This is a genomic window from Shouchella sp. JSM 1781072 (assembly GCF_041949915.1).
Taxonomy (GTDB): domain Bacteria; phylum Bacillota; class Bacilli; order Bacillales; family Bacillaceae_D; genus Shouchella.
This window is the reverse complement of the sequence record NZ_JBHFQE010000003.1, coordinates 417,469-443,398: the sequence shown is the minus strand read 5'-3', so window position 1 is coordinate 443,398 and position 25,930 is coordinate 417,469. Positions and strand designations below refer to the sequence as shown.

The following is a 25,930-nucleotide window of genomic DNA, read 5'->3' as shown; positions in this document are numbered from 1 at the left end:
AGAGGTTTGGAAGGTTGGGTGATTCATGTTTAAAAAGGAATGGGCTTATATAAAGGATCATAAGATGCTGATGTTGATCATTGCGGGTTTGCTTGTTGTACCAGTGATGTATGCGGCGGTGTTTTTAAAAGGGGTTTGGGACCCGTACGGACAATTAGATGACTTGCCTGTAGCGGTTGTGAATGAAGATGTTGCTGCATCATTTGAAGGAAATGAGCTTCATATTGGTGATGAGCTGGTTGAAAATTTACAGGATAATGATCAATTTGATTGGCAGTTTGTTGATCGAGACAGGGCAATGTCTGGAATTGATGAAGGCGATTTTTATATGGTCATTGTGGTTCCTGAATATTTCTCAGAACGTGCCACGACAGCGTTAGATGAAGATCCTCAAGAGATGGAGCTGGAGTATTATACATCAGCGGGACAAAATTTTATTGCGGAACAAATTGTTGGGACCGCAGCGAGTACAGTTGAGCAGCAAGTGGCCGAAACGGTTTCTCGAGAATACATAGCAACATTATTTGATGTGTTGGCTGAATTAGCGGATGGCTTTGCGGAAGCTGCAGATGGTGCAGATGAATTGGAAGAAGGGGGCGAGGACCTTTTTAACAATTTGGATACACTTGCATCGAATACGCTAACGTTTCAAGATGGGCTCGATGAAGCGGAAAATGGTTCAAATGCGATTGCGACCAATTTATCGGATTTGGTGAGCGGTTCGATTGAGCTTCGTGATGGTGTAGACACCTATACGTCGGCTGTTGAAATGGTGACATCTGGAGCAATTGCTTATACAGATGCGACGGATACGTTAGCTAGTGGTGCGTCGCAGTTCGTGGCAGGCGCAGAGCAATTGGCAAATGGGACAATGGCTTATACCAACTCGGTTGAGGGGGCGTTAGCGGAAGTCGAGCCTGCGCTCTTACAGCTTAGAACGCCTGTCGCTGAGGCACAGGCGACGTTGGCGGCACTTAATGAGAGCAATAGTCTTGTGCTGGATTATACGAATGGCGTCACGACATTAACAGAAGGTGTTGGCACGTACACGACTGGCGTATCGTTGCTGACAAGTGGTGTGGCAGAGACTGCTGAAACGGTCGTTGATGTGAGTAATGGCTTACATCTTCGTTTGCAAGATACGAGTGGATTGGAGAATGTTAGTGAATCGCTCATTAGTGGGAGTCAATCTGTACAAACGGGTTTAGATACGCTTGTTCCTGGCTTAGTTAACGTGCAAAGTGGGTTATTTAGTTTTTCAACTGAGGTGCAGCAATTCAATGATGATGTAGCGGATCTCGCATCAATGAGCGCTTCGGCTTATGGTCGTTTAGAGGAACGTTTGGATGAGGTAGAGGCACCTGAGATTACAGAGACTGTACAGGCGTTAACTTTATTGCGGGATGAGCTGAATGCACAGGACGTGGGAGGTGCAAGTGCGCCTTCCTTGAGTGGGCTGATTCAATTGATCAATGATGTCGATGCTGAATTAGGTTCAATTGATCAACGTGTAGCAGAAGGAAAAGCAGAGCATGATGCGCAAACGATTCGTGCGATTCAGGAGAGTGATGTTGATTTAACGGACGAACAGCGAGCTACGTTAATTTCAGAGATTTCACAGGTTCAAAGTGAACAAGTGCTTCCAACTGTTGTGAGTGAAAGCCGAGAGCGCATCGAACGACTGTTGTCAGAAGTGAACGGAATAGAAGGAACATTTGCAGGGTTAGATGAACTTGCTGATTCGCTCACTCGTATGGAGTCAAGCGTTGAAAGCGGGATTCAGTCGCTAGAAGGAATAGAAGCACAAGTGGCAGATACAAAAGAGTCGATTGCTGATGCAGTTCTAGAAACAGTTGGTGAGGTGAATCGTCGCATTCAAACGGTGGCTGGTGCATCAGAGCAAATGGCAAACGGCCTTGACCAGCTTGACGTCTCAACGCAAGCGCTTGTAGAAGGAGCGGAGGCGTTGCAACCTGGAGCGACGGCTGTGGCGGAAGGTGTTGAATCGGCATCAACAGAGATGCTGGCTTTAGCGGAAAATGCAGAGGCAATTCAGTCGCAATTAACATCCGTTCGTGATGGGGCGAATGAAGTATTAGCTTCATTGGCAACGTTAGATGAAGGGGGCGCCGCATTACAAGAAGGTGCTTCTTCGCTTGAAGGCGCGACAGAGTCGATTGCGGATACAGCAGAAGGCTTTATTGGTGCAAGTGATGGCTTAAGTGCACAAGCAAACGCTGGTTTACAGCTGTTGAATCAATTTGAAGCTGGAACCGATCTGCTTCAAGATGCTGGTTCCACCTTACGTGCTGGAAGTTCGGAATTGCAACAGCAAGGCCAAACACTGACTTCGGGAGCACAAGCTTTAACGGAAGAAGGCGAAACGCTAGCAAATGGTGCGGCGGCACTCAGTGGCACTGGAGCAGAGCTAACAGATGGGGCAGATACGTTGGCGACGGGTTCACCAGAACTGCAGTCGGGAGCTGAGACTTTAGAAGAAGCATTAGGAGAATTATATGAAGGCTCTGGATCTCTTTACGATGGGACCATTGAGATTCAAGAAGGTTCTACAGATATTATTGATGGAGCGGATGAGCTGGCGGTAACATTACAAGATGCGGCGGACGACATTCGAAACGAAAATAAAGAAGACGGCAATGCGGAGATGATGGCACATCCGACAACGCTTGATCAAACAAAAGTGACAGAAGTACCGAATTATGGTCACGGATTAGCTCCATATATGATGAGTGTTGGTTTGTTCGTTGGCGCAGTGATTTTCTGCATTCTGTTCCCAATCAAAGAACCAGTGGTTACACCAACGTCAGGAATAATGTGGTGGTTATCGAAGTTTAGCATTTTAGCATTTGTATCGTTTTTCCAGGCGGTCATTATGATCGGGATTATGGTTTCCTTAGTCGGATTGGAACCAGTTGATACACCGCGAACCTTCCTAGTCGCGATAGTCACGTCATTTGCGTTTATGTCGATGGTCCACTTCTTTTCCGTCTTACTTGGAAATGTTGGCCGATTCATTATGCTTATCTTGATGACGATTCAACTTGGCGGAGCCGCAGGGACATTCCCAATTGAATTATCGAACAGCTTTTTCCAGGCGGTTCATCCATATTTGCCGATGACCCATTCTGTAAATGCCTTCCGGGAGGCGATTTCCATAGGGGGCACGGCTTGGTTTGAAATGACGATTCTACTCGTTCTCTTTGTTGCTTTCCATGTGTTCACGATTATCTATTACACGTTTTCGGCTAAGAAGCGTCAAGAGGAAGCGTCGGAAGAAGAGTTGCAAGCCCAGACATAAAAGCAGAACCTTGGCGTATCATTACGCCAAGGTCTTTTTTTATCAACGATACGCACGCAAAAGAAGAAATCAATTTCTTTTAACAGCATGCGAATGCCGTAGCTTCATCGTATGTAGTGAAGGATCTGGATTTAAAACAGCGTGTTGCCGTTTACATTTCGATAGAGAACAAACATGTTATCCCTCTATGCTCTTGGGCTGACAATCAAACGTCTGAATAGATAGAGGGAATATGTAAAGGAATAGTTATTTTGTATCCTTCCAAACAACATATTTGCTGATGACATCTTGAACAGATTTTTCTGTGTGCAACGTCATATATAACAATTCATTGGTTTGCAGGGAATGCAGGATCATTTCTGGAGAAATGCCTGTCACCACGAGGTTCGCGCCTTGTAATCGTATCACGTTTTGCAAGGTGGATAAATCGACCAAGATGGCGTCATCTACATGGGTCAGACCCGATAAATCAACGATAATTTGTTTCAGCTTCTTTTTTACAATGGCGTCTGTGGTCACCGTTAACACCCGAGAAAAACGCTCGCGATTCATTTTTCCTATTAAAGGCAAAACAGCAATCCCTTCAATAACGGGAACGATTGGACATGCCAAGCTCTCGATTTCCTGTTGAGATTCTAGAAGAGATGCTTCGATTTCCTTTTCATGGGTGACGTCCTTTTGTACGCCGATGAAAAAGTGTTGATCTTCTTTTTCGATATATAAGTGATCAACGGTAAGACTATTCCAGAAGCCTGTGCCGTCTTTTGTATAATTATAGAGAATGACTGAACTCGATTCTCTTTTTTCAATCGCTTGCTTTAACTTCATTACTTCTTGCTTATCGGTCTCTGCCCCTTGCAGAAAGCGACAATTTTGCCCCATAATCTCTGCGGCTGAATAACCAGTCATATCAAAAAAGCCTTGATTGGCATAAATAATTGGATTATCTTCTTGCTGCGGATCGGTAATTAAGACACCCGCACGTGTATAATCTAATGCTTCAAATAAAAGTTCTTTGTTTGCTATAGATCGTATGATAAGCACCCCCAACATTTCGTTTATTATCGTACCATACATACGTTCTAAAATGAAATTTTTTAACAAAAAAGGACACACATTCTCATGTGTGTCCTTTCTACACCTAGAGCGAGAAATAATTAGCTATCAACCGTAACGCGAGGAGATTCTCCGTCACTGTTAAAGTGATATGTAGGATAGGGGACCGCCCCACCCTGTACTAATCATTGACTTGCATCTCTGTTTCTTCAAGAACTTGTTCTAGATGCGTGATCTCTTCCTCGATTACTGCTGAAAAGCGACTATGTTCCTTCGTCGCTTTACCCTTTAGCATCTTGAGGAAGTCCAGTTCTCGTTGAAACAGCGCTCGCTCTAAGCGATTAAGCATAGATATCCTCCTCACTAAGTTGTTAGGTTGATACCTATACTACTTGTCTTCCCGAAATTTAAAAAATAAATCTTGGGATACGGAGAAATCATCTAATGAATGTTATCGGTTTGCTCCTTCAGTCGTTTTCGATTGCCTTCAAGAGCCTTCGCAAATAACGACCAGAACTTGACCAGACTCTATATTGTCTCTTAGTATTTTTGCTTGTTCTTCGTTAAATCCGCAACCCTCTAATGAGTCAACTAAACTGTTTACGTCTCCATCATACTTTACATTGTTTTTAGGTAAACCATAATCTTCATAAGTTTTCGTTTGATCGCTTTCTGGAAAAGGAGCTATCACGTTAATGTAAGCTGTATCGTACTTTAGCTTCATTTGATTGGCAGCTTTTAGTGCTTCTTCTTCATTATCATAATCTTTAAACATTGGTCGTGTCATGTGAATCACCTCTACATTTTTTATCCATCACTCTTTTTCTTACCATTTTTATTAAGATCTAAAACCTCAGATTATGAAACAATCTAACAATAGCCATTGATTAGAACGTTTAAGCCCTATTGAAAAGGGAATTAGACAGGGCAAAAATTTTTAAAATGGTGTATCGTTTAAGCTTTTTTGTTCACACTGAAAGAAAACTTGATCTATACATAAATTTTTTACAGTTCTGGAGTGATCTATTTGAAACAAAAAAAACAAGCTGACCAATCGCTTGTCGATAAACGCATTGTCATTCCCTCGGTCTTAATCATTGGGATTGTGAGTCTGTTGTTCGCTTTCTATACGGAAGAGTCTGCTGAACTTTTAAATACGATTTTTGATACAATCGTAAATCTTTTCGCATGGGGATACCTCTGGTACGCGCTGTTAATTGTTGGGGTTGCGCTCTACTTTGCTTTTTCTAAATATGGACAAGTGGTGCTGGGAGATCCATTAGAGAAACCACGATACACCCTATTTGAATATGCGTCTATCTTAGTAGCGATGGGAGTCGGCGCTACATTGATGCGGACAGGCATGGTTCAATGGAGCGAGGTATCCATTAATCCGCCATTTGGATTAGAACCGGGTTCTTCGGATTCACTACTGGTGGGAAACGCGTATAGTATGTTCCTTTGGAGCTTTCAAACCTTTGCAGTATTTGTTATGGCCGCTCCTGCTATGGGGTATATTTTACATGTTCGAAAAAAATCAAAGCTAAGGATTTCTGAAGCATGTCGTATTTTATTTGGCGATAAATTTACGGATGGTTTTGGTGGCATCGTGTTGGATACATTATTTTTAGTGTCAATTTTGGCTGGTGCCGCTGTCACACTCGGACTTGGAACACCGATTGTCACAGAGAATTTAGCTGCTCTATTAAACATAGATGTGACGTTTCTCTTAACGATGATTGTGACTATTGTATGGGTTCTTGTTTTTTCGATTAGTGCATATGTCGGTTTAGATAAAGGCATCAAACGTTTAAGTACAATGAATATGTACTTGGCAGGAGGTTTTGCATTATTTATCTTATTAATTGGACCCGGGATCTTCATAATGAGCTTTTTTACGGATTCTGTGCGTCAACTCTTCACCAGCTATATTGATTTTTCACTTTACACAAATTCAATAGGAAATGAATCAAGTCATATTGAAGGCCATACTGTATTCTGGTTTGCGTATAACGCTACATGGGCGATGTTGCATGGAGTATTTGCGGCAATTGTTTCCAAAGGCCGGACCATTAAAGAGATGATCCTCACGTACTTATTGGCACCGACTTTATTGTCGTGGATTGCAACAGGCATTCTTGGAGGACTAGGCGTAGAACGTTTTGTAAATCAAGATGTGCCGGTGTTAGAAATGGTAGGTCAAGAAGACCCTGTTTCTGCAGTTCCCGCTATATTAGGCACGCTTCCTTTATCTGGACTAGTGATTGTAGTGTTTATCATCATTTCAACCATTTTCTTAGTGACGACCCTTGATTCCACCACGTACACAATTGCAGCGTATATGTCAAAGTGGGATATGAGTCAAAGAGCACCGTCCCGAACGTTACGAATCTTTGTGGCACTCATCATTACGGTGCTTGCTTTAACGTTAATGAACATTGGTGGGCTTGCTCCATTGGAAGTGTTATCAGGACTAATGGGTATTCCAATTGTCGTTATACAACTGTTGCTTGTTGTGGCTGCTATAAAAATGATTGAACAAGATAAAGCATGGATGACTAATATACGAAAAAAATCTAAATCGCAAGATGATGCTTAAAGAACCATTTCATTTGTCCTCTTATCCGTGTGAAAGCATGGAAAAGTAATGAATCTTGTTTTTGAGAATTGTGTTCCCTTCACATTGCGAGTAGTATGGTGGATTCAATAACTTAGAAAAAGACACAACCTTTGTGAGGAGAACACGCTTATTGTTTAGTCCAACGGATTGGATCCGCTTATTTATGTCCGCTCTTTTTATTCTACCGATTGTGACGGTGATTCGAGAATCTGGGTATTACCTAGCTGTGACGCTATTAAAAGGAGAAAACAAAAACCTAATTATCGGCAGTGGACCGACGTTGTTTAAAATTCCGACGATTGAGGTTAGACGGTATTTCTTTATGTTCAGCTGGATGGAATACGATGGGGTGAAGCCAAGCAATCGGATTTGGCACGGGTTCATCTATGCCGCTCCTATTCTGACAACCGCAATTTTTGCGTTTGTAGCGAATTCCTTAGTGTTAGAAGGGATTTTGCCAGCTAATATCTTTTGGAGCACGTTTATCTTTTATTGTTTTTATTACATGCTTTTTGATGTCATTCCGGTCTATTTACCAGATGGACAGCCTACGAATGGACGTGCGATCTTTGACTTAATGTGGCATGGCGAACGCTCTGATTATAAAAAACAGAGACTAGAACGAGAAGCCAAGGAAGAAGAACAACAGCACGAAGGTAGTGAAGAAGAACGAAGCAGTACAGAAGCACAAGAGGAAACGATGGAAAATCGTGATCGAGATGATCAAGAGCGAGGCGACCATACAACTCCTGAAACGGAAGAAGCAGACGAAACAAAACGTAGTTATACAGAAGCGCAAGAAGAAACAAAAGAAAACCGTGATCGAGATGAAAAAGAACGAGGCGATCATACCGATCCAGAATCATAGGGTTTAGGTGAAACCGGCCTTTAAAAAGAATCATTATGAATGTCATCATTCATAATGATTCTTTTAGTCTGTCTGCTTACTTATTTTGTTTGATTGTGGTGTAAGCAAGCATGCCGAGTGAAAAGAAAAGGGCTATTGCTAAAACGACCAACCAAAGCGTCAAATTGTTCATCAACGTGTAACCTCCAATGTAAGCATCTACTACACACGTATACACGTAATCACCTGAAATGAAACAATTTTAAAAAAACTATTGTATTTTTCTAGATCAATTCAAAAGGGTTTAAAAAAAGTTTCCCTTTTTAAAAGGAAAACCTTCTTTATTGGTCGTCACGATAGTAATACGTTTGAACTTTTTCATAATCAGATACATATGCGGGACGCCCTTGACGATGAAGCATCTCAAAGTCATTTCCTAGTGCGACCACAAATTGCGCATTTTCCGCAAAGCCATTGCGTAAATAGAAGTTCTTCCTTCTCACTCTTTGCGCATAATTATCCGCTTTTTCATCTATTTCTTCTACTAAAAGGATGATTTTATGCTTGCTAAATCGTTCAAGCATATACGCAAGCATCTGTTTTCCATAGCCTTTCGATTGATGGTTTGAATCAATAGCAAAGTAAAAGATATAGAGAATCTCCTCATACTCGGCATAATACATCATCCCAACCAAAGCTTCTTCTTTATAAAAGCCGAGAAAACGACCTTTTCCAGCTTGTTGTTTAGCTAGCAATTGCTCAAAATCCAACCGCTCCTCTGGTGGAAATGAGTCTAGATAGATCGCTTTAAGATGTGCAAGTTCATCGCTGTCAGTTGTAATCGCCTGAATGTCCATGATTCCTCCTGTTGATAGCTAGTTTCACTGTTTGTTTATACATTGTTACAGTATAGGAGAATGATGCTTGTGTCAAAGAAGCGGTTGTCATCAATCAGTGTCTATTGGTATAAGAAATGCCAGCTTGCGAACACGTTTATGCAAGTCTTTTTTCGGCTAAATTATGGGGAGAGAACAACTAGTAGGAGAGTGGCTACATGAAAAGACAACAGGTTTACGATTTAATCATTATTGGGGCTGGTTTTTCAGGTCTATCAGCAGCGGTAGAAGCGGAAAAGCAGCAGATGAACTATGGCGTTCTTGAAGCGACAGAAAAGGCTGGAGGGAAAGTGTCGTCGTATCAACCTGATGGAAAAGGATGGTATTTTGAAGAAGGCGCTCAGTTTGTGAACGAAGACATGAACGAGCTTGTGACTTGGATTAAACAAGCTGGCGGGGAGCTAAGGGAAACAGATAAGAATCCAACAGCGGTATCAATTCTAGCGAATACCAAACAGACGTTAGGCTCTATGATGGCGGAAAATCAAAACGCAAATCCATCCTTTTCTCTTGAAGCGCTGAGAGGAAAAGAAGATCATTCGATAGCGGATGTGTATAAGGAACTCGTTGATGATCCAGACAAGTTTGCTGTCTTGGAAAGCTTTCTGACCCAGTTTCTGAATCAAGACCCAGAAAAATTGAGTGCATATGCGGCGCTGGATACTAAAGAACGATTTCAATCTGAAAAGAGTGATGATACGCACCAGTCTTCAATGCCCTTATCGGATGTTATTGATTATCAACTTTCGCGCTTAACAGGCGACATCCGTTACCAGCAACTTGTGGAATCGATTGACAAAACAAGCGCTGGATATGCCGTACACACATCAACCGATACTTATTTTGCAGAAAAGATCGTTCTGGCTTTGCCGCCAACGGTTGCTAGGAACATAACGTTACCGGAAGAGATTCAAAACCAATTTCAAGATGCTTTAAAGAGCTACTCGAACGGAGCGGTAATAAAAATTCAGTTTGTCTATGATCATCGCTTCTGGCATCAAGTGACGTTTAATGGTGGAAAAATGCGAATTGGTAGCATGATTTGGACTGATCCTAAAGGAATAAGCGTGATGGATTCTTCTAAGAAAAACGAGAATTATGGCGTGCTGACGATGTTTATTGGTGGAGAAAAAGCGGAACAGCTTAAGAACGCTACACGGGACGAGTTGCTTGCCGTTGCATCCCAATTGTTAGAAGACGTTTTAGGTACAGAGGCACAGACCTACTTAGATGCCCACTACGGAATGTGGGTACATCATCCATACGTGGGCGGTGGATTTAGCGCAAGCATTTTAGCCGGTGAACATGGGGACGCGGCCGCATTATTGCGAAAAGGAACAGACACATTCACGTTTGCAAGCAGTGAATGTGCAGAAGCATTTCCATCTTTTATGGAAGGCGCTTTGCGAGCGAGGCAAGCTGCCGTTAAGCGATTGCGGGGAATCGAATCATGATTGAGATGAGGCTACTCTAGGATGAACTAGAGGGCTTTTTTTATGAAGCGGGGTGTTCTTCTTTATTTAGATTCCTATTTGACTACTTCGCTCACAACCGTTTCATATCTTAGCCGAGTGCTGTGAGAATAACCGCAAGCCCATTAAAGGTTCCATGTATGAGGATAGCTGGTAAAATCGAGCCTGTTTTTTCGTAGGTCCACGCAAAAACGAGTCCCGAAATAAAGTTAACGGGAAGCGTATTATATGTAGGAACGTGAACGATTGTAAAAATAAAAGAGCTACAAAGAAGTCCTGCCCACATTCCCCACTTCACTCTAAACCATCTATAAAGAAACCCGCGATAAAAAATTTCCTCGTAGATTGGCGAGATGATGGCGGCAGAGATGAATCCGATACTAAATGTCAGCCAATTCATATCTGCCGTTAACGATTCGGTTTTTTCGTTTTCAGTCGACATTTGAAACAAATCCATAAGGATGACGATCAATAAACTAGCTACGATTAGAACGATTGTCCAAACAATAATCCATTTCCAGTACGTTTGGGAAAAACGCCGTACTCCAACTGCGTGCCAGCTTAGTTGATGCGGTCGTAACGCAATGACATATACGCCTAAAGTAAACACGACCGCCATAACAAAACCTGTCATCGTACCAGCATAGAGGCTGTTTTGAAACAGTTGCTGTAGAAAATTCTGCAAGACCCATTCAATTCCGATAGGAACGATGACGAGCGTAAGCAGAAGCAACAGACTTAGTTCCTTAAAGGACCATCTCATCGATGAAAAAAAGGTTGTCTTCATTCTTTCATTCCTCCAATACCTTCATTATGATACTTTTAAGATAATTGGTTACGTAACGGAACCTGCAAGCATTATTTTAGGAGGATGTTACAGATGGATTATTTTTCAACTGGTGACGTATCAAAGAAATTAAAGCTCTCTTTACGAACCCTACGCTATTATGACCAAATTGGGTTGGTCAAACCTACGCGGAAAGAGCTGAACGGCAAGCGGTACTATACCCCTGATGATTTACTATTGTTGCAAAAGGTTTTATTGTTAAAGGCGACGTCGATGTCGTTGAACGATATTCACAACGTGATCCGCCATGTCACCATCCAAAAAACGCTTGTTGTCCATAAAGAACAGCTTGAACAAACGATCCAGCAGCTACAGCAATCGCTGGCGTATACCCATACTCTTTTGAATATCTTAAAGTTGGAAGGAGAGATTCAGTGGGATCAACTGCTGCCCCTTTTATCAGAAGAGAATCAATCCTTGAAGCAGGAGATCAAAAAGAAAGCATTCGAAACATTATTCAACGATGAGGAACAAGAAGTCTTAGCTGAACTTCCGAAAATGGGGGACGATCCCAATACGATGGCGAAATGGATTAATCTTATTAAACGAATTGATCTATGTATAGAGGAGAACAAATCGCCCATTTCTCGAGAAGGTCAACTAATCGCCCACGATACACTCCTTTTATCAAACGAGACCTTTAAAGGAAATGCAGAATTAGCGGACAAATTCTGGCTCGCGCGTAAGTCGAAAGAAACCTCCGCTGATTTGAATTTGTACCCTGTTCGAGAAGAAGTGGTCGTCTTTATGGAAGAAGCCATCCTTCATTTTGAAAACAATTCATGAAAATGAGGAGAAGATAAAGCAAAAAAAAAGAGACTGACACTGCCATTGGCATTGTCGTCCCTTTTAGTTTTTTATGGTTTAAAGATCGTCTTAATGCTACCTTCTGTCTTTTCATCAAAAACTCGGTAAGCATCCGATGCATCTTCAAGCTTCACTTTGTGAGTGATGATGTCAGTTGGATCGAATGTCTTGTTTTTAATCATCTCATAAAGTTTCGGCATCAAGTGAACCACGGGTGCTTGTCCCATTTTTAAAGAGACGTTTCTAGTAAAGAAATCACCGAGGGGGAATCCATTGGCTTCGCTTCCGTAAACGCCTGTTATTTGAACAGTCCCAAACTTACGGACTGATTGACTTGCCGTGATAATGGGCTGAATTGTGCCGAATTGGTTATCATGTTCGGAACCGTGTGGCTCTCCTTTTGGCACGGTACCATCCATTCCGACACAGTCGATAATGACATCTGCACCACCGTTTGTTTGATCGTAAAGGAGTTGCCCGATTTCAGGGTTTTCAGCGAAATTATATGTCTCGACTTTGTTTGTTTTTTTGCCGTGCTCAAGTCGGTGTGGAACTTCGTCAACAGCGATTACACGTGTGGCCCCTTCTAACCAGGCGAATTTTTGTGCCATTAAACCAATAGGACCTGAACCAAGAATGATTACCGTATCGCCCTTTTTCACTCCGCTGTGCTTAACGCTCCAATACGCAGTTGGAATAACATCAGAGAGAAAAACCACGCTTTCGTCCTCTAATTCACTATCTTCGGGTACTTTAAATGAAGTAGTATCACCATATGGAACTCGTAAATATTCAGCTTGACCTCCGGGATGGTTTCCGAAATCTTCAGCAAAACCGAATAGCCCGCCAGCATCTGAATGAGGGTTGTCATTAGAATTGTCGCACTGACTCTCCATTTGATGGTTGCAGAAAAAGCAGTCTCCGCAGCTGACGTTAAAAGGAATGACTACGCGATCCCCTTTTTTAAGCGTCTTCACTTCTGAACCAACTTCTTCAACAATCCCCATCGGTTCATGACCAATCACATAATCTTGTTCTGGTACAATACCTCCATGATATAAATGAAGATCAGAGCCGCAAATGCCGCTTGCTGTAATTTTTACGATGATATCCGTATTTTCTTTAATAGATGGTGCTTGAATCTCTTTCATCTGAATGTTCTTCTTACCTTGAAATGTAACAGCCTTCATCTTTCACCTCTATAATTCGACTTAAGGCTGTATTTCCTGATTAGCTGATTCCAAAACATGGAATAGGTAAAAATTGATTAATCAAGCTTCCATGATTGTCACAAATGCGATAAACAGTAGGAAAAGTGTGAGCATGATAACGTGAAAAGCGAATAAAAAGTATTTCGTTTTGTCTTTCATAGCAAGGCTTGATCCGATCCCGATTAGTAAGAGGATAAAGGTGGCGACGACCACAAGAGGTAACGGGATATTCTGACTTGAGCTAGACATAAGATAAAAGAAAAGTAATGATAGAACTGCGCAAAAAGCAGAAACGAGAAATAGGGTTGTGTCGCGAATAAGACCACTCCTTCGCTAGCTACTAGTTAAAAAGCTACTTAAAAAAATAAGAAGTATACGTAGATGGAGACAAACGATCCATACATAATCGGGACGGACAAGACAATATTTTGCGTGAGGAGGCCAATCACTAGCCCTAAAAACCATGTACCAAGAATAATAAATGCTTGTGGAAACACAAATGTCTCTCCAGAATAATTCTCAGCAATACCACCTTGAGCGAGGAACATTGAAAGGAGGAGTGCGATAAGAAAGCTTGGAACGGCGTTAATCAAAATAATCTTTCGTGCTCTCGTTTTCATTATTAGAATCCTCCGTTAAATCAGTTATTTTAAAATAGTGTAACATTATTTTCCTATTTGATGGAGGTTGGTGGTTAGGTTTTGAGATCAAAACAGATTAAAGAGTAAGGATCGTTAGGAGGGATTGTGTTGCGAAGAAGGGCATCGGTCATCATTGTTGAGAATTATAGCGTTGCGCTCATTAAAAGAATGAAAGAAAAAACGGTCTACTATGTATTTCCTGGTGGCGGCATTGAACATGGAGAAACACCAGAAGATGGGGCGAAAAGAGAGGCGTTAGAAGAATTGGGTGTGGAGGTTCGTATAGGGGAGTGTGTTGCGAAAGTCCACTATAACGGAACGGAATACTATTTCCTTGCTGAAATCATGAAAGGTAATTTTGGTACGGGACGAGGTGAAGAGTACACGAATAAAAGTAGGAATCGTGGAACGTACTTGCCGGTTTGGATTGATTTAAATGAATGTTCGCTCATCAATATCAAACCGAAAGAAGTTGCATTAAAAGTTCAGCTTTTATTCAATAGAGGAGGGGGAAGGTCATGACTGTATATTCCCATAAGCCGGAAGGGTATGAGTGTCCATTTTGCAGGGTAGTAGCAGGAAAGGAAACAAACAATAAGGGTACAAAGCAAACGGACATTGTGTATCGTAATGATCACGTAACGGCGTTTATTGCGAGTAAATGGTGGCCGAATAATAAAGGCCATGTGCTTGTCGTCCCAAATACGCATTATGAAAATATGTATGAGCTACCTGTTGATATTGCTGGTGAAATTCACCGTGTTGCGCAATTAACAGCGCTTGCGATGAAAGATACGTACGGCTGTGATGGCATTTCCACAAGGCAGCATAATGAACCTGCAGGGAACCAAGATGTCTGGCATTATCATCTCCATGTGTATCCGAGATATGAAAACGATCATCTATATAAAACGAAAGGCTACTCTACTGAACCAGATGAACGACCGTTTTACGCAGACAAAATACGCTCATGGTTGTTCTAAATAACAGAACGAGACTGCTAATGATCTAGCAGTCTTTTTAAGAATTATGTGTTGTTCAGCCAAATAAGTTATCCAAACACTTGAGCGGAAATTGCAAAGAGTTGATTATTTCTTTTGGGGAGATGATTAGCATTCTTCATCATGATCGGTGGTTGATTAACCTCTTCAAATCCAATCTTCATTAAAAAATCAGCTATTTCAACATTCATGTCACCAGGTACATCAATCCTTAGTTTGCCTGTATGATGTTGTGTTAGCTCATGAATGATTTGGGTAGCAATGCTAGCATTTATAGCAACAATGGGTCCTATAAGTAAATGAACGGAGCCCAGAATAGATAGCCCAAATCCAATAATTTCTCGGTTCTTATTTCTCGCAATCACACAACGGTTTGATTGTTTTATTCTATTAACAAGTAACGTCCTCCTACAACCCCCAAAAGCATTTGAATCTAATTGAACGAGCTCTTCAAAATCTTGATCACGATATTCTTCAATAATCATGTTTTGTTTAACGCTTAATTCTATAGGACGACATGTATCGCTCAAATATTTATGTACACGATTAATAGATTTGAAACCTAATGTTTCGTACAATGGCTTACCTTCTTCAGTTGAGATCAACATAATCTTCGTATTGGTGGAAACGGAATCGATACACCTTTTTGTGACTTCTTTTGCTAAGCCGAAACCTCTATACGTTTGATGAACAATGACCATTCCTATTGATGCAAGATTGTTTTCATATGGTACGATAGCAGCACTTGAAACAATTTCGCCATAGTCGTTTTTATGACCATAAATCTCTCCAGAAGCAAGAACCGTATTTATTTCATTTTGATTGTAGTCCCAACCCACTGAAGAAGAAAGTTTTATTAAACCTGATACATCCGTTTTAGTAAGTTTTGATAACGTCAGTCCAGTTACACTGGTCGTCTTCATAAGATCACCTCTTAGTCATGTTACCCTTTTTGATGCCAGTCTTCTAATGTTTGCATATGAAATTCCTCATCAAAATCTAGACGCAAAGGCGTAATGAACTCAATGCTATTACCGTCGAGATCTTTAAAATAAATGGCGGCATGAGCTTGCGGATTATTCGGTAAAACTAATGGTTGTCTATCCGCTGAAAATCCAAAATTAGTAGATACGTCAATCCCTTTTTCGTTAAGCCATTCTTTCGCATCGTTCACCCTCTCATGATGAATATAGAACGCGACATGTCTTATAGAGGGATGATACGGAATGTTAACTGCTTCTGTCTCCCATAGACCTAACCAAATTTTTCCTTTTTCTATCCACATAAATGCAATCCCTTCTTGTTGATGAGCTAGTTCTAATTCTAGTTTTTGATAAAATTTGATCGATTCTTTCAGGTTACTTACTGGTAAATGCGCTTCATACAATCCTTTAATCATAATGTCTCACTCCTGATAGAAATAGTCGTTTCTATCAAGACTATAGTTTAAATTTGGGTAAAGATGATCAGTCAAAAGGCTAATGTTCCCTACAACTTTTGTTGTAGAGGAATTTAAGCACCGTTTAGCGAATATAATTGCGACTCTATCCTTGATTTAGTAAAGGGAATGTTAGTAGAGATATAATAATGGATTGCCTAGATTCTATAAGAAGGGATTATTCACGCTATGAAAAAGAAAATTCTTTTGTTTTTATCAATGGGCTATGGATACTCAACTGCTGTTTTTTATTAATTAGACAATAATTGGTGAAGTCTATCTGTTTAGTAAAAAATTGCAGGAAAACTTATAATGAATAGAGGTAATGTTGTGAGAAAGATTAGTAGAAAGAACCCTAGTGATATGCCTGAACCAGTAGGCGACTACAGCCATGTCACAAGAGTTCCTGCAGGAGCAAGTTTAGTTGTCACATCAGGTCAGATCGGGACTGATATGAACGGAAATGTTCCTAAAGGTTTAAAGGATCAAGTCCACAATACGTTTACAAACATCACAAAAACGCTTGAGTCTGAAGGATTGTCTCAAGATAACATCATAAAAGTGAACATTTGGGCTACAGAAGAAATTGATTGGAATGATTTTGATTTAAAGTGGAACGAACTTTTTGAAAAAGACTATCCATCTATGACGATTGCATATGTAACAGCATTGGGTTTGCCTGAACTGAAAATAGAAATTGAACTATGGTGTGCTGAGATTTAACTATAGGAGGAACGGCAGGTGGCTGTTCCTTTGTCATCAATTTTCCACCTTAAAGCAGAAAAAGCTTTCTCTCAACTTCTGAGAGAAGGCTTTATTTTCTGGGATGTGCCTGTTGCTTACATATGAAGGGCTAGGCTTCTCATCGTCGTTATAGTCTCTTCCTCGTGCTCCACAAAATCGGGGTCGGCGCTTGTTTTCACAATAATTGTTTTTGTTTCTGGATGGATATAGAGGTACTGTCCCCATACGCCTAAAGCGAGAATATCCTTGTTATCGTTAAAGGGAACCCACCACTGGTACCCATAGCCGAATGCTTTGTTCATAGTTGGGAATGACTCTTCATGAACACGGGTTGATTCATAGAGCCATTCTTCAGAAACAACTTGTTTTCCGTCCCAATGCCCTTTTTGTAGACACAGTTGTCCAAGCTTTGCGTAATCTCGTAATGTGGCGTTAAATCCACAAAAAGCATAATCTTGTCCTTGTCGGTCCGTTAACCAAAAAGCCCTATCGGTTGTTCCGATCTTTGACCAGATTTCGTCTTGGAAATAGCGAGAAGGTTGTTTGCCAGTTACATGCGCAATTAACATTCCTAACGCTTGCGTGTCTGAACTGTTGTAATCAAAAGCAGTTCCAGGTGACTGCTTTGATTGTAGAGCGGCCATTACGTCGTCCACACCTTCATTTAAAGCAAGTGTCTTAATAAAAAGCTTTTGAATATCAGAAGTTCGTTTTTCGTAGGTTTCATCAAATTTAACACCAGACGCCATTTGTAAAATATGCTTAATGGAAACATTGTGGTAACCGCTTTTTTTCAACAGAGGCACGTAGGTGGTGATGGGCTCATTAATATCTTTGATAAGCCCTTGTTCGACTGCTTTTCCGACTAGTAAGGAAAGAATGGATTTTGCGATCGACCAAGAAGTAAATGTCGTCGCTTGATGGGCACCTTGAAAATAGTCTTCTCGAATGATCGTTTGATCTTGAATAACGAGAAATCCTGTTGTCTGCGTGCGTTCAAGTAACGCTTCAACGGATTTGGTTTCTCCTTTAAATGAATAAGTGGTCGGGAGTGATTTTGTTTTTTTAGCAAAATAGAACGGAACCATGGCAGGTGCAACGTCAAAACTGGGCATCACTTGGTCCATATGTTGGAAATTGTACGCAATTGTTTCTGGATCAAACAAGGAAAGGGCTCGCTGATTCTGCTGATATTTATAGCCGATAATACCTCCGCCGATTACTCCTGTGAGGTAAAGCATTGCCTTTACATACTTATTCATTACGCTCATCACTCCTTTTGTCTTTGGACCCAATTAGTCCATAAAGTATGACTTCGGTAAAAGCTTCAAATCCTTGTTTATAAGTGAGTTGATGGGTTTCAAGATAATGCGGGCTCAGTAGTTTTTGCATCGTTTCTGTCAACATGGTCCTAATAACAATGGACGCAGTAGGTGATAGCTGATTTTCCACTATTCGCAATAGTGTGTCCCAAACTTGATCTAATCGGCGGTCAATGTACAACATGAGTTCAGGATAATGTTTTTCTAATGCTTCACTGTGCTGAATAAGCCAGCCTACTTGGTACATATCAGGAACACCGTCAAAAAATGCTTTAATTTTGTCAGCTGTATGGCACTGGTTTTCTGCAATCGACATGCTTTCTTTCTGTAAATCAGCAAAGACATAGTCAATCGTCTTTTCAATGATGGCTGATTTATTATGAAACCATTCATAGATCGTGCGCTTACTGATCCCAAGTTCCCGCGCAACATCATTGGTAGTAAACGTAATTCCCTTATGTGCAAACAGGTTCAATAGCTTCTGATAATCATCGTCTGTGAGCGTACGCATGGTTTCCTCCTGTTGGTACTTTATTTATATTTATAGTACCATCAAGGGCGCGAGATGTCTAATTACGGCGATCCTCATAGCGTAAAGAACAGAAAAAACAGGCATCCAAATGGGATAGATGCCTGTAATATATTCGTTATCAATGTAGGACTGTTTTTGCTGATTTTACTCTTCTTCAAGTGTCCCTACAGTAGGTAAGTCTTCTAATACACTCGTACCGTGTGGGGACGACTGAATTTCTTCGGTGTGGTCATGACCAGCAGGTAATCCGCCAGCAGGAGCATGTTCACCATCTGCCCAAGCGCCAACATCTGTCACATCGTACACGACGCCATCAACGGCTACATAGGCATCGTTTCCATCTTGACCATCGTACTCACTGAGTTCTTCCATTGTGAATGTTCGATCTTGATCGGTTGTCTCTTCTTGGTCCGGTGCGTCACCTTCATCGGTTGCGTCTTCTCCGCCACAAGCAGCAAGTAGCATAGCTGAGCTACCTAAAATCAGTGCCAATTTTTTCACAGTACACTCACTCCTTAAAAAAGATCGTCATTCTTTATACATCCACACTACCATTTGTGTTTGATGGTCGATAGGCATTTCACATAATTGTCAGAGTATCCATTTCCTATTTTCCTTCTTGTACGAAAAGATCAATGGTCTCCGCAAGGATTGTGATGCCGCGCTTTAGGTTTTCTTTGGTTTCATAGACAAAAGAGAAGCGAATGGACGGTTGTTCGTCTTGCCCATAGATGGTTCCTGGATTAAAGAGCACGTTTTGCTTTAAACATGCGTGAAAAAGTTTTTTTATCGAGAGGTTCCATTCTTCACGAAAGGTGAACCAGATAAAGAACCCACCTGCTGGAATGTCCCACGAGCCAAATTTAGATAAATGATGCTTTAGCAAAGAGTCGAGGTAATCTCTTTTTTCTTTTAAATGTATTCGTAACCTGCTTAGATGAGCGTCATAATCCCCACTTGCAAGCAATTCTGTACAGATTGCCTGAGTGATGTTGCTTGTCCCATAATCGGTATGCATACGAACGTCGCTCACTTTCTGTATAATTTCTGGCTTTGCTACAATCCATCCTATTCTTAAAGCAGGGCTGAGTGTTTTAGAAAAGCTAGAAAGGTAGATGACATTCCCGGCTTTATCTTTTGATTTTAAGGAGGGATAATGCCCATCGTATACTAAATCTCCATAAATGTTGTCTTCTATAATGGCGATGTTTTTTGTATTTGTGTAGTTGATTAGATCGTCTTGTTCGTTTGCATGTAAAGATAACGTTGTTGGATTTTGAAAAGGTGAATTCACATAAACAGCCTGGTTTGGTTTCATGTCTTTCAGGCTATGGGTGTTTCCATATTGAAGGACCGGTGACGTTCGAATCCCCAGTGAATGAAAAAAGTTCAGCGTATTGAGAAAAGAATGGGTATCGAGATAGATCTGTGAGCCGGTTTGGAGAATAGAAGAAGCAATCAATTGAATGCCATTCAGCGCGCCTGACACAACCATGATGGATTCAATACCGACGTGAATACCTCGTTTCTCTAAGTGTTTCGAAATCGCCTTTCGAAAACGAATATCGCCTTTCCCATCACCATACTCATGGTCTAAAGGTTGCATGGAGGCATTCGTCATTGCTTTTGCGATTAAGGCATCTGGAATGTGTTCTTTTCCTAACACGCCTTTGCTTAACTGAATATAGCTGGCATTGTTCTCGTAATCATTAATCTTTTTGACGAGACTCTTATTACTAGAATAAAACGACCATTGACTTAAGCGATCCCAATTCATAAGGAATTGTTTCAAATCAGCTTTTCTTAATTCGGTGGAAACATAAACGCCACTTCCTTGAACGGCTGTTACATAACCGTATGATTTTAACTCATCAATGGCTTTCACAACCGTACTGCGGTTGACTTGATATTGTTGAGCGAGTTCGTTTTGAGTAGGGAGTTTTGTATAAACGGGCCATTCTCCAGACATAATCTTCTCTTTTAAATCTGTCACAATGCGATGTGAATTTGTCATGCTGCTGGTAACGTCCTTCCAATTTGTTGGATTAACCTTCCGTTCATTTGTTGATTTCAACTGACACACCCTATTATACAATGAACTTCAAATCGATGAGGGGATGGGGTGACAATTCTTGAAGGCGAAGATGAAGATCGTTATTGCTTACGCACTGGCAGTCCTACTGTGGGCTTCTGCGTTTCCGGGCATACGAGTTGGTCTTGAGCATTATTCACCGGAACACTTATCGTTAGTACGGTTGCTTATCGGCTCTATTGGTTTACTTGTATTTGCTTTCATTGCAAAGATTGGACTGCCTCGTTTAAAAGATGTTCCAGTCATATTTGTATTAGGTTTTTTAGGGTTCTCTGTTTATCATACTGCTTTAAGTATAGGAGAACAGACGGTAAGCGCTGGGGCGGCATCATTGCTTGTTTCAATGACACCAATTTTTTCTGCAATCTTGGCGACGTTCTTTCTGAAAGAGAGGATGAGGGGGTTGTCGTGGATAGGCTCTGTCATTGCATTCTTAGGTGTGTTTATCATTATGATCGGGACAGGTGATTCCTTCGTTTTTGAGGTGGGTGTCTTCATTATCCTTATTGGAGCTTTAGGTGAGAGCATGTACTTTGTTTTTCAAAGTCATTACCTCAAACATTATGGGTTCTTGCCATTTACGGTCTATACGATTCTAGCTGGAACCATCTTTCTCCTTCTTTTTATACCCGGATTAGGGTCAGCCATCGCCACTGCGCCAGCTGCTATCAATATGACCGTTGTCTATCTAGGCCTTTTCCCCACGCTCATTCCTTACTTTTGTATTGCTTATGTCACGTCAAAAGTAGGAGCGTCAGAGGCTACGAGCGTCCTTTACTTAACACCTGCTTTTGCTATTCTCATCGCTTGGCTATGGTTGGGAGAGGTTCCAACATTCATTACAATAGTAGGTGGGATTTTGACATTGATAGGGGTAGGCATAACGAACAAGCGAACAATACATGTGAACGAAAGTCTAGCGAATCATTCAACCTAGGCACCACTCTGTTAACAATCTTTTGCAAAAAAAAAGCCGCTTCCTCGGAGGCGGTTTTTTAATATTAATATATGTGTGGGATTGTTTAAGCGTTTATTCGAATAAAAAGACTTAACTACCTAAACGATGCTTTTTAATTAAGGATTTAATCGTTTGTTCAGTTTCTTCAAGTTCATTAGCGATGGTTGGGATCTGTTTTCCTTTTGCTAGTTTTTTTGTGATCTGATTACAGATTTTCTTTTCCTCACCTTGCTCCAATCCTTGTTCTAACCCTCGCTCCAACCCTTTGTCTTCTCGCTGTTGCAACATTTCTTTAAAGGTCATTTCGATCGCCTCCTCTAATTTAGGGAATTGATATAAAAAGAGCAGCAACGGCTACCTTTTAGGAGGATTCATTTCCTAAACGATGCTTTTCTATTAAGGACTTAATCGTTTGTTCAGTTTCTTCAAGTTCATTAGCGATGGTCGGGATCAGTTTCCCTTTTGCTAGTTTTTTTTTGATCTGATTACAGATTTTCTTTTCCTCGCCTTGCTCTAACCCTTGCTCTAACCCACGTTCCAATCCTTGCTCTAACCCTCGTTCCAATCCTTGCTCCAATCCTCGTTCTAACCCCTTGTCTTCTCGCTGTTGCAACATTTCTTTAAAGGTCATTTCAATCGCCTCCTCTAATCTGGTCCGTTCTTCTTGACTAATATGTTTTTCAACGTGTGACTTTATATAGCCCGCTACTTCTTCCTGTCTATTTTTATCTTCAATGTTACGGGCTATACTGAAGACTTTGAGTGCTAGTTCTTTGAACGTGCTTCTGCGGTTCATTAATAAGCTAAAGATTAATGTGGATACATCATTATTGCTTATCATGGTTCCTTGTTCGCTCTTTGTAAGAATGTCGCTTAATTCATCTTCGGCGTAATAGTCGTGGAGAAAAATGAGGGTAGGTTCAAAAATTAGCGAGCCTTGCGTTAATTGCATGACGTAAGTAGGTTTTGGGCGAATGTGACTTGGATAGACAATGTAACTTACTACATAGTTTACCTCGTCTCGATATGTGAAGTAAAGGGCAGCGTTGTACAGTTGAAAACGGGCTGAATCGCTTGCATTAAATTGTGATTGGAACTCAACATTGTGTAGGACATCGTCCGTATCAATAAAGGCGTAATCGATGCGGTGGTTCAACCTGATAGGCACTTCATTTGGGACAGCGGTCTTAAAGCCTGCCGTTTGAATGTGTAATCCATTAAGAGGGTTGTCCCCAGGTTTATAGATGCCCATCGCATATTTCTGCATGGCATCGTTAATCATTCGGTCGGATTTGAAGTCTTTATCCACTAAATGCTCCTTCCAAAATGTATTTGGATGTGATTAATAAAGGTATGATGGGTTTGGAGGTAGCCGTTTAGAATGTGTAAGGTGGGTGGGGGAATTAAGGGTATTGACTTACAGACTAAAGAGGCAAACAGTGAGTGCAAACGTTGTGAGTGAATATTGAGGTTGTAATGAATATACCAAGTAAATCCATTATTGTAAATATATAAATGGTGAGTGCGTAGGAACATTTCTACCTATGTGGACCCATCAAATAATCGTAAAGATTATTTGATGTCATTGCAGATAAAGTAGGTCACATTTCTTATACAAATAATGGGTGATCAAACATATACATTTACCTTAGAATTGACAATTATACATATTAGTTGCTTAATCATAGAACGATATGTAAAATAACAATATACGAACTTATGTTCTTGTTTTGGTGAGGTGTGATTTCATGTCTAGCAACAAGAAAGATCAAGAGGATTCAAGACAACTAGATTCAGAAAAGTTAAAAACGCTCATCTATGAAAAGGTTTCAATTTTAAATAAGGACGAAGCGATTCTAAGTGAAAATAGCCTCACCAATCTCGATTTTCTTATTGATGTACTTGTTGACAGTAAGCTTATATCGGCAAAGGAAGCACTCTTATTACAGAGAAGTCTTAATTTTAAAAGGAATGAAGCAGGTAGATAAAGAAAACGAAAGCACGATGTGCATTACTTATGCTTAGTACTTCCATTTTTATCATGATCTTCATTATTCATATTTTTTCTGTGTATGGCGACATCTAAAACGGCATTGATCATATCTAGATGTTCTTTATTCAACTTTACGTCTTTCCACGTTAAATGTTGTTGCTTTAGAAAGTCGAATAGTTCAGGATTTTTTTCAATTCTCTCATCATCACTAAGACCAAGCAAATAATCTGAGGATACATTAAATAATATAGAAAGTTGCTCGAGGTTATTGATTGAAGGTGTTTTTCGTTCTACTTCATACCCTTGAACAGCAGAGTACGTCACACCTAGCTTATCGGCTACCTCTTGAATGGTTAGCCCTTTTTCTTTTCGCAGCTTTCTTAAGCGATCTCCTCTCATACGACACCTTCTTTTAAAAATATTATTGTTTCCTTGAGTAACATTTTGATTTTTTTAATGTTCTTTCTCTTTATGGATAAGAAAGGATTCGTTATCGTCATTATATCTATTTTTTGTAACAATTCATACGGACCGTAGGTGGTTATTTCAGGTTTCTCGATATAACTTTTTACCAATTATATGTGTTTTAGAACTAGATGTCTAAGAAGAAATGTTACTAGAAGTATTGACAAAAAGGAAACGTATTCTTTATTATATTACCTATGGTAATAATATATTTATTAAAGTTACTTATAGAGATAAAGGAGTGGTGGAGAAGATGTGCAGATCTGTTCATGATTTTTTAGAAAATGAAGTGGATTTTTTTGCTTATGCGCAGCAAAAGGGATTTGTTCAGCCGAACGATCCGCAAAAAATTGATTGGAGCAACGTGTTCATTCCTGGTCAAATAAAAAACGGATACCTAGTTGATTCTGAAGGTGAAGTCGTTACGGGCTTAAAAAAGAGATAACAAGGGAGTTGGTTCGTTGTTTGAATATGAAGAAAGAAAAGATGGTGGGGCAAATGTTTACAAGGAGGGAGCTTATTGTGGTCAAATTATCCCTATTTATGGTGGAGTAGCGCTGAAATTAACGAATGGCCGAGATTATTTTGTTAGTAACAAGCAGACAGCAATTGAAACGTTAAAGATTGAGCTATCTTAAATAATGAAAGGAGAACTTATTTTGACTGTACAAGCACTCATGAAAAAAGAAGATATGAAAGAAATTGAGGCAATTCTAAGAAAATACAAAACCTATCATGCGGGAAAAGTCATTTTACAGGAGCAGCTACAGTCTGTTCTCCCAAGTAGTGTGGAAATGAATGATGTTATGTTAATGAAAAGAGATTTTGACAATGAAACTGAATACCAATTTGCAAAAGAGATTAAGAAAGAATTACAACGGTATCGCTTGATCACCTATGCCGTAGATGTAGCCATCGAACAACTAGATGTGATTGAAAACGAGTTTGTGCACTATCGATATTTTGAGAACAAAGCAATGAAAGAAATTTCAATTGAAATGGGTTATGGAGAAAAGCATCTTTTTAATCTCCGCAAACGTTTGTTAGAAAAGCTATTCATTAGTTTACGCGGTTTAATAAGCTAACATTTCTTGTATGATTGCTCTCATATAACTGACAAGCCAATTGCTGTTGCAGTTGGTTTTTTTATAAGCCAATTTAAGGAGTGTGTGTATGTTTGAATTTATTGTAAAAGGCAGTGCGATGGCAATTGGTGCAGCCATCACCTATTTGTTCGGAGGGTGGGATATTTTGCTACAGTTCTTAATTTTAATTATGATGATTGATTATTTCACAGGACTCTATAAAGCGTATAGCTTAAAAGAGCTATCTAGTAAAGTCGGTTTTACTGGTGTTATGAAAAAAGTACTGATCTTAGTGGTTGTCGCGATCGCACACGGCTTGGACATTGTTTTTACCGAAGAAGGGCTTCCGATCTTCGGTTTTGATTTACCAGTACTACGTACAATCATCATATGGGCGTATATCATTAATGAGCTTGTATCCATACTAGAAAATTTGCGAGACTTAAATATCTATATACCAAAGGCCTTGCATCATGTCTTGGACAAACTAAAAAAAAGTCAAGATGATCAAAATCATGCCCTTGTTCATATCAATGTTCAGACAAAACAAGATGATAAAGACAAAGAAGATTCCAGGTAGTTTT

The 25,930-nt window shown here is 40.3% G+C and carries 31 protein-coding genes; 14 read left to right on the top strand and 17 right to left on the bottom strand.

Features of this window, described 5'->3' with window-relative positions:
* The first annotated feature begins 25 nt into the window (after positions 1-25).
* Entirely contained in the window at positions 26-3,319 is a 3,294-nt protein-coding gene (locus ACE1TH_RS16180; protein WP_375079548.1) for a YhgE/Pip family protein, read from the top strand.
* Positions 3,320-3,565: 246 nt separating this feature from the next.
* Here ACE1TH_RS16180 and ytvA read toward each other — a convergent pair whose 3' ends face one another.
* The 3 genes from ytvA to ACE1TH_RS16165 all read right to left on the bottom strand — a co-directional run bounded on the left by ytvA (position 3,566) and on the right by ACE1TH_RS16165 (position 5,162).
* Positions 3,566-4,396, bottom strand: a complete 831-nt coding sequence (gene ytvA / locus ACE1TH_RS16175; RefSeq protein ID WP_375079547.1) for a YtvA family blue-light photoreceptor — start codon at positions 4,394-4,396, stop codon at positions 3,566-3,568.
* 160 nt (positions 4,397-4,556) lie between these two features.
* Positions 4,557-4,724: a hypothetical protein gene (locus ACE1TH_RS16170; protein WP_176554500.1), complete on the bottom strand. Its 168-nt coding sequence runs from the start codon at positions 4,722-4,724 to the stop codon at positions 4,557-4,559.
* A gap of 138 nt (positions 4,725-4,862) precedes the next feature.
* Positions 4,863-5,162, bottom strand: a complete 300-nt coding sequence (locus ACE1TH_RS16165; protein ID WP_375079546.1) for a hypothetical protein — start codon at positions 5,160-5,162, stop codon at positions 4,863-4,865.
* Positions 5,163-5,402: 240 nt separating this feature from the next.
* On the opposite strand from ACE1TH_RS16165, the gene ACE1TH_RS16160 reads away from it, so the two are divergent.
* Together ACE1TH_RS16160 and ACE1TH_RS16155 are read left to right on the top strand one after the other, a co-directional pair.
* Complete coding sequence (locus ACE1TH_RS16160; RefSeq protein WP_375079545.1) at positions 5,403-6,974, top strand: BCCT family transporter; 1,572 nt, start codon at positions 5,403-5,405, stop codon at positions 6,972-6,974.
* 151 nt (positions 6,975-7,125) lie between these two features.
* Positions 7,126-7,863, top strand: a complete 738-nt coding sequence (locus tag ACE1TH_RS16155; protein ID WP_375079544.1) for a nucleotide exchange factor GrpE — start codon at positions 7,126-7,128, stop codon at positions 7,861-7,863.
* 320 nt (positions 7,864-8,183) lie between these two features.
* Here ACE1TH_RS16155 and ACE1TH_RS16150 read toward each other — a convergent pair whose 3' ends face one another.
* Positions 8,184-8,699 (bottom strand): GNAT family N-acetyltransferase, encoded by a 516-nt coding sequence (locus ACE1TH_RS16150; protein ID WP_375079543.1) that lies wholly within the window; start codon positions 8,697-8,699, stop codon positions 8,184-8,186.
* Positions 8,700-8,896: 197 nt separating this feature from the next.
* On the opposite strand from ACE1TH_RS16150, the gene ACE1TH_RS16145 reads away from it, so the two are divergent.
* Positions 8,897-10,192, top strand: coding sequence for a flavin monoamine oxidase family protein (locus tag ACE1TH_RS16145; RefSeq protein WP_375079542.1), 1,296 nt, complete (start codon positions 8,897-8,899; stop codon positions 10,190-10,192).
* Positions 10,193-10,301: 109 nt separating this feature from the next.
* On the opposite strand, the gene ACE1TH_RS16140 is transcribed toward ACE1TH_RS16145, so the two are convergent.
* Positions 10,302-10,997 carry a CPBP family intramembrane glutamic endopeptidase gene (locus tag ACE1TH_RS16140; protein WP_375079541.1) on the bottom strand — a complete coding sequence of 232 codons (696 nt, stop codon included), beginning with the start codon at positions 10,995-10,997 and terminating at the stop codon, positions 10,302-10,304.
* 93 nt (positions 10,998-11,090) lie between these two features.
* On the opposite strand from ACE1TH_RS16140, the gene ACE1TH_RS16135 reads away from it, so the two are divergent.
* Positions 11,091-11,843 carry a MerR family transcriptional regulator gene (locus tag ACE1TH_RS16135; protein ID WP_176554502.1) on the top strand — a complete coding sequence of 251 codons (753 nt, stop codon included), beginning with the start codon at positions 11,091-11,093 and terminating at the stop codon, positions 11,841-11,843.
* A gap of 71 nt (positions 11,844-11,914) precedes the next feature.
* On the opposite strand, the gene ACE1TH_RS16130 is transcribed toward ACE1TH_RS16135, so the two are convergent.
* The 3 genes from ACE1TH_RS16130 to ACE1TH_RS16120 all read right to left on the bottom strand — a co-directional run bounded on the left by ACE1TH_RS16130 (position 11,915) and on the right by ACE1TH_RS16120 (position 13,695).
* Entirely contained in the window at positions 11,915-13,054 is a 1,140-nt protein-coding gene (locus ACE1TH_RS16130) for an alcohol dehydrogenase catalytic domain-containing protein (protein WP_255224135.1), read from the bottom strand.
* Between the two features lie 81 nt (positions 13,055-13,135).
* Positions 13,136-13,324, bottom strand: a complete 189-nt coding sequence (locus ACE1TH_RS16125) for a hypothetical protein (protein WP_375079540.1) — start codon at positions 13,322-13,324, stop codon at positions 13,136-13,138.
* A gap of 107 nt (positions 13,325-13,431) precedes the next feature.
* The gene (locus ACE1TH_RS16120; RefSeq protein WP_375079539.1) at positions 13,432-13,695 is read right to left on the bottom strand and encodes a hypothetical protein; all 264 of its coding nucleotides are present in this window, start codon (positions 13,693-13,695) and stop codon (positions 13,432-13,434) included.
* A gap of 129 nt (positions 13,696-13,824) precedes the next feature.
* On the opposite strand from ACE1TH_RS16120, the gene ACE1TH_RS16115 reads away from it, so the two are divergent.
* Both ACE1TH_RS16115 and ACE1TH_RS16110 read left to right on the top strand, forming a co-directional pair.
* On the top strand, positions 13,825-14,238 hold the full coding sequence (locus ACE1TH_RS16115; RefSeq protein WP_375079538.1) for an NUDIX hydrolase: 414 nt from the start codon (positions 13,825-13,827) through the stop codon (positions 14,236-14,238).
* Positions 14,235-14,699, top strand: coding sequence for an HIT family protein (locus ACE1TH_RS16110; protein ID WP_375079537.1), 465 nt, complete (start codon positions 14,235-14,237; stop codon positions 14,697-14,699). The genes ACE1TH_RS16115 and ACE1TH_RS16110 overlap by 4 nt, the downstream gene beginning before the upstream one ends.
* Before the next feature lie 68 nt (positions 14,700-14,767).
* Here ACE1TH_RS16110 and ACE1TH_RS16105 read toward each other — a convergent pair whose 3' ends face one another.
* Together ACE1TH_RS16105 and ACE1TH_RS16100 are read right to left on the bottom strand one after the other, a co-directional pair.
* Positions 14,768-15,640: a GNAT family N-acetyltransferase gene (locus ACE1TH_RS16105; protein WP_375079536.1), complete on the bottom strand. Its 873-nt coding sequence runs from the start codon at positions 15,638-15,640 to the stop codon at positions 14,768-14,770.
* A gap of 20 nt (positions 15,641-15,660) precedes the next feature.
* The gene (locus ACE1TH_RS16100; RefSeq protein ID WP_375079535.1) at positions 15,661-16,116 is read right to left on the bottom strand and encodes a VOC family protein; all 456 of its coding nucleotides are present in this window, start codon (positions 16,114-16,116) and stop codon (positions 15,661-15,663) included.
* A gap of 351 nt (positions 16,117-16,467) precedes the next feature.
* Between ACE1TH_RS16100 and ACE1TH_RS16095 the strand changes: the two genes are divergently transcribed.
* Positions 16,468-16,878 (top strand): RidA family protein, encoded by a 411-nt coding sequence (locus ACE1TH_RS16095; protein ID WP_099305715.1) that lies wholly within the window; start codon positions 16,468-16,470, stop codon positions 16,876-16,878.
* Positions 16,879-16,994: 116 nt separating this feature from the next.
* Here the strand turns inward: ACE1TH_RS16095 and ACE1TH_RS16090 are convergent, their stop codons facing one another.
* The 4 genes from ACE1TH_RS16090 to ACE1TH_RS16075 all read right to left on the bottom strand — a co-directional run bounded on the left by ACE1TH_RS16090 (position 16,995) and on the right by ACE1TH_RS16075 (position 20,767).
* On the bottom strand, positions 16,995-18,161 hold the full coding sequence (locus ACE1TH_RS16090) for a serine hydrolase domain-containing protein (RefSeq protein WP_176554505.1): 1,167 nt from the start codon (positions 18,159-18,161) through the stop codon (positions 16,995-16,997).
* On the bottom strand, positions 18,154-18,732 hold the full coding sequence (locus ACE1TH_RS16085; protein WP_375079534.1) for a TetR/AcrR family transcriptional regulator: 579 nt from the start codon (positions 18,730-18,732) through the stop codon (positions 18,154-18,156). The genes ACE1TH_RS16090 and ACE1TH_RS16085 overlap by 8 nt, the downstream gene beginning before the upstream one ends.
* A 165-nt stretch (positions 18,733-18,897) precedes the next feature.
* Positions 18,898-19,254: a cytochrome b5 domain-containing protein gene (locus ACE1TH_RS16080; protein ID WP_375079533.1), complete on the bottom strand. Its 357-nt coding sequence runs from the start codon at positions 19,252-19,254 to the stop codon at positions 18,898-18,900.
* A 106-nt stretch (positions 19,255-19,360) separates the two neighbouring features.
* On the bottom strand, positions 19,361-20,767 hold the full coding sequence (locus ACE1TH_RS16075) for an aminotransferase-like domain-containing protein (protein WP_375079532.1): 1,407 nt from the start codon (positions 20,765-20,767) through the stop codon (positions 19,361-19,363).
* Positions 20,768-20,897: 130 nt separating this feature from the next.
* Here ACE1TH_RS16075 and ACE1TH_RS16070 point away from each other — a divergent pair, with 130 nt between their 5' ends.
* Entirely contained in the window at positions 20,898-21,782 is an 885-nt protein-coding gene (locus ACE1TH_RS16070) for a DMT family transporter (RefSeq protein ID WP_375079531.1), read from the top strand.
* Between the two features lie 111 nt (positions 21,783-21,893).
* Here ACE1TH_RS16070 and ACE1TH_RS16065 read toward each other — a convergent pair whose 3' ends face one another.
* Together ACE1TH_RS16065 and ACE1TH_RS16060 are read right to left on the bottom strand one after the other, a co-directional pair.
* A complete protein-coding gene (locus tag ACE1TH_RS16065) occupies positions 21,894-22,106 on the bottom strand; it encodes a hypothetical protein (protein ID WP_255224125.1) in 213 nt (70 codons plus the stop codon).
* A gap of 58 nt (positions 22,107-22,164) precedes the next feature.
* Complete coding sequence (locus tag ACE1TH_RS16060) at positions 22,165-23,112, bottom strand: FliH/SctL family protein (RefSeq protein WP_375079530.1); 948 nt, start codon at positions 23,110-23,112, stop codon at positions 22,165-22,167.
* Positions 23,113-23,551: 439 nt separating this feature from the next.
* On the opposite strand from ACE1TH_RS16060, the gene ACE1TH_RS16055 reads away from it, so the two are divergent.
* On the top strand, positions 23,552-23,791 hold the full coding sequence (locus tag ACE1TH_RS16055) for a hypothetical protein (RefSeq protein WP_255224123.1): 240 nt from the start codon (positions 23,552-23,554) through the stop codon (positions 23,789-23,791).
* Positions 23,792-23,814: 23 nt separating this feature from the next.
* On the opposite strand, the gene ACE1TH_RS16050 is transcribed toward ACE1TH_RS16055, so the two are convergent.
* Positions 23,815-24,195 carry a helix-turn-helix domain-containing protein gene (locus tag ACE1TH_RS16050; RefSeq protein ID WP_255224122.1) on the bottom strand — a complete coding sequence of 127 codons (381 nt, stop codon included), beginning with the start codon at positions 24,193-24,195 and terminating at the stop codon, positions 23,815-23,817.
* Between the two features lie 319 nt (positions 24,196-24,514).
* Between ACE1TH_RS16050 and ACE1TH_RS16045 the strand changes: the two genes are divergently transcribed.
* The 4 genes from ACE1TH_RS16045 to ACE1TH_RS16030 all read left to right on the top strand — a co-directional run bounded on the left by ACE1TH_RS16045 (position 24,515) and on the right by ACE1TH_RS16030 (position 25,926).
* Entirely contained in the window at positions 24,515-24,706 is a 192-nt protein-coding gene (locus tag ACE1TH_RS16045; RefSeq protein WP_375079529.1) for a hypothetical protein, read from the top strand.
* Positions 24,707-24,722: 16 nt separating this feature from the next.
* Positions 24,723-24,899, top strand: coding sequence for a hypothetical protein (locus tag ACE1TH_RS16040; protein ID WP_375079528.1), 177 nt, complete (start codon positions 24,723-24,725; stop codon positions 24,897-24,899).
* 21 nt (positions 24,900-24,920) lie between these two features.
* Positions 24,921-25,346 (top strand): hypothetical protein, encoded by a 426-nt coding sequence (locus ACE1TH_RS16035; protein ID WP_375079527.1) that lies wholly within the window; start codon positions 24,921-24,923, stop codon positions 25,344-25,346.
* An 88-nt stretch (positions 25,347-25,434) separates the two neighbouring features.
* Positions 25,435-25,926 (top strand): phage holin family protein, encoded by a 492-nt coding sequence (locus ACE1TH_RS16030; RefSeq protein WP_375079526.1) that lies wholly within the window; start codon positions 25,435-25,437, stop codon positions 25,924-25,926.
* Positions 25,927-25,930 lie beyond the last annotated feature (4 nt).

Coding starts and splice junctions, on each gene's coding strand:
- ACE1TH_RS16180 (WP_375079548.1), top strand. CDS start 26: ATGTTTAAAAAGGAATGGGCTTATATAAAGGATCATAAGATGCTGATG.
- ytvA (WP_375079547.1), bottom strand. CDS start 4,396: ATGTATGGTACGATAATAAACGAAATGTTGGGGGTGCTTATCATACGA.
- ACE1TH_RS16170 (WP_176554500.1), bottom strand. CDS start 4,724: ATGCTTAATCGCTTAGAGCGAGCGCTGTTTCAACGAGAACTGGACTTC.
- ACE1TH_RS16165 (WP_375079546.1), bottom strand. CDS start 5,162: ATGACACGACCAATGTTTAAAGATTATGATAATGAAGAAGAAGCACTA.
- ACE1TH_RS16150 (WP_375079543.1), bottom strand. CDS start 8,699: ATGGACATTCAGGCGATTACAACTGACAGCGATGAACTTGCACATCTT.
- ACE1TH_RS16145 (WP_375079542.1), top strand. CDS start 8,897: ATGAAAAGACAACAGGTTTACGATTTAATCATTATTGGGGCTGGTTTT.
- ACE1TH_RS16140 (WP_375079541.1), bottom strand. CDS start 10,997: ATGAAGACAACCTTTTTTTCATCGATGAGATGGTCCTTTAAGGAACTA.
- ACE1TH_RS16135 (WP_176554502.1), top strand. CDS start 11,091: ATGGATTATTTTTCAACTGGTGACGTATCAAAGAAATTAAAGCTCTCT.
- ACE1TH_RS16130 (WP_255224135.1), bottom strand. CDS start 13,054: ATGAAGGCTGTTACATTTCAAGGTAAGAAGAACATTCAGATGAAAGAG.
- ACE1TH_RS16125 (WP_375079540.1), bottom strand. CDS start 13,324: ATGTCTAGCTCAAGTCAGAATATCCCGTTACCTCTTGTGGTCGTCGCC.
- ACE1TH_RS16120 (WP_375079539.1), bottom strand. CDS start 13,695: ATGAAAACGAGAGCACGAAAGATTATTTTGATTAACGCCGTTCCAAGC.
- ACE1TH_RS16110 (WP_375079537.1), top strand. CDS start 14,235: ATGACTGTATATTCCCATAAGCCGGAAGGGTATGAGTGTCCATTTTGC.
- ACE1TH_RS16105 (WP_375079536.1), bottom strand. CDS start 15,640: ATGAAGACGACCAGTGTAACTGGACTGACGTTATCAAAACTTACTAAA.
- ACE1TH_RS16100 (WP_375079535.1), bottom strand. CDS start 16,116: ATGATTAAAGGATTGTATGAAGCGCATTTACCAGTAAGTAACCTGAAA.
- ACE1TH_RS16095 (WP_099305715.1), top strand. CDS start 16,468: ATGAATAGAGGTAATGTTGTGAGAAAGATTAGTAGAAAGAACCCTAGT.
- ACE1TH_RS16090 (WP_176554505.1), bottom strand. CDS start 18,161: ATGAATAAGTATGTAAAGGCAATGCTTTACCTCACAGGAGTAATCGGC.
- ACE1TH_RS16085 (WP_375079534.1), bottom strand. CDS start 18,732: ATGCGTACGCTCACAGACGATGATTATCAGAAGCTATTGAACCTGTTT.
- ACE1TH_RS16075 (WP_375079532.1), bottom strand. CDS start 20,767: ATGACAAATTCACATCGCATTGTGACAGATTTAAAAGAGAAGATTATG.
- ACE1TH_RS16070 (WP_375079531.1), top strand. CDS start 20,898: ATGAAGATCGTTATTGCTTACGCACTGGCAGTCCTACTGTGGGCTTCT.
- ACE1TH_RS16065 (WP_255224125.1), bottom strand. CDS start 22,106: ATGACCTTTAAAGAAATGTTGCAACAGCGAGAAGACAAAGGGTTGGAG.
- ACE1TH_RS16055 (WP_255224123.1), top strand. CDS start 23,552: ATGTCTAGCAACAAGAAAGATCAAGAGGATTCAAGACAACTAGATTCA.
- ACE1TH_RS16050 (WP_255224122.1), bottom strand. CDS start 24,195: ATGAGAGGAGATCGCTTAAGAAAGCTGCGAAAAGAAAAAGGGCTAACC.
- ACE1TH_RS16045 (WP_375079529.1), top strand. CDS start 24,515: ATGTGCAGATCTGTTCATGATTTTTTAGAAAATGAAGTGGATTTTTTT.
- ACE1TH_RS16030 (WP_375079526.1), top strand. CDS start 25,435: ATGTTTGAATTTATTGTAAAAGGCAGTGCGATGGCAATTGGTGCAGCC.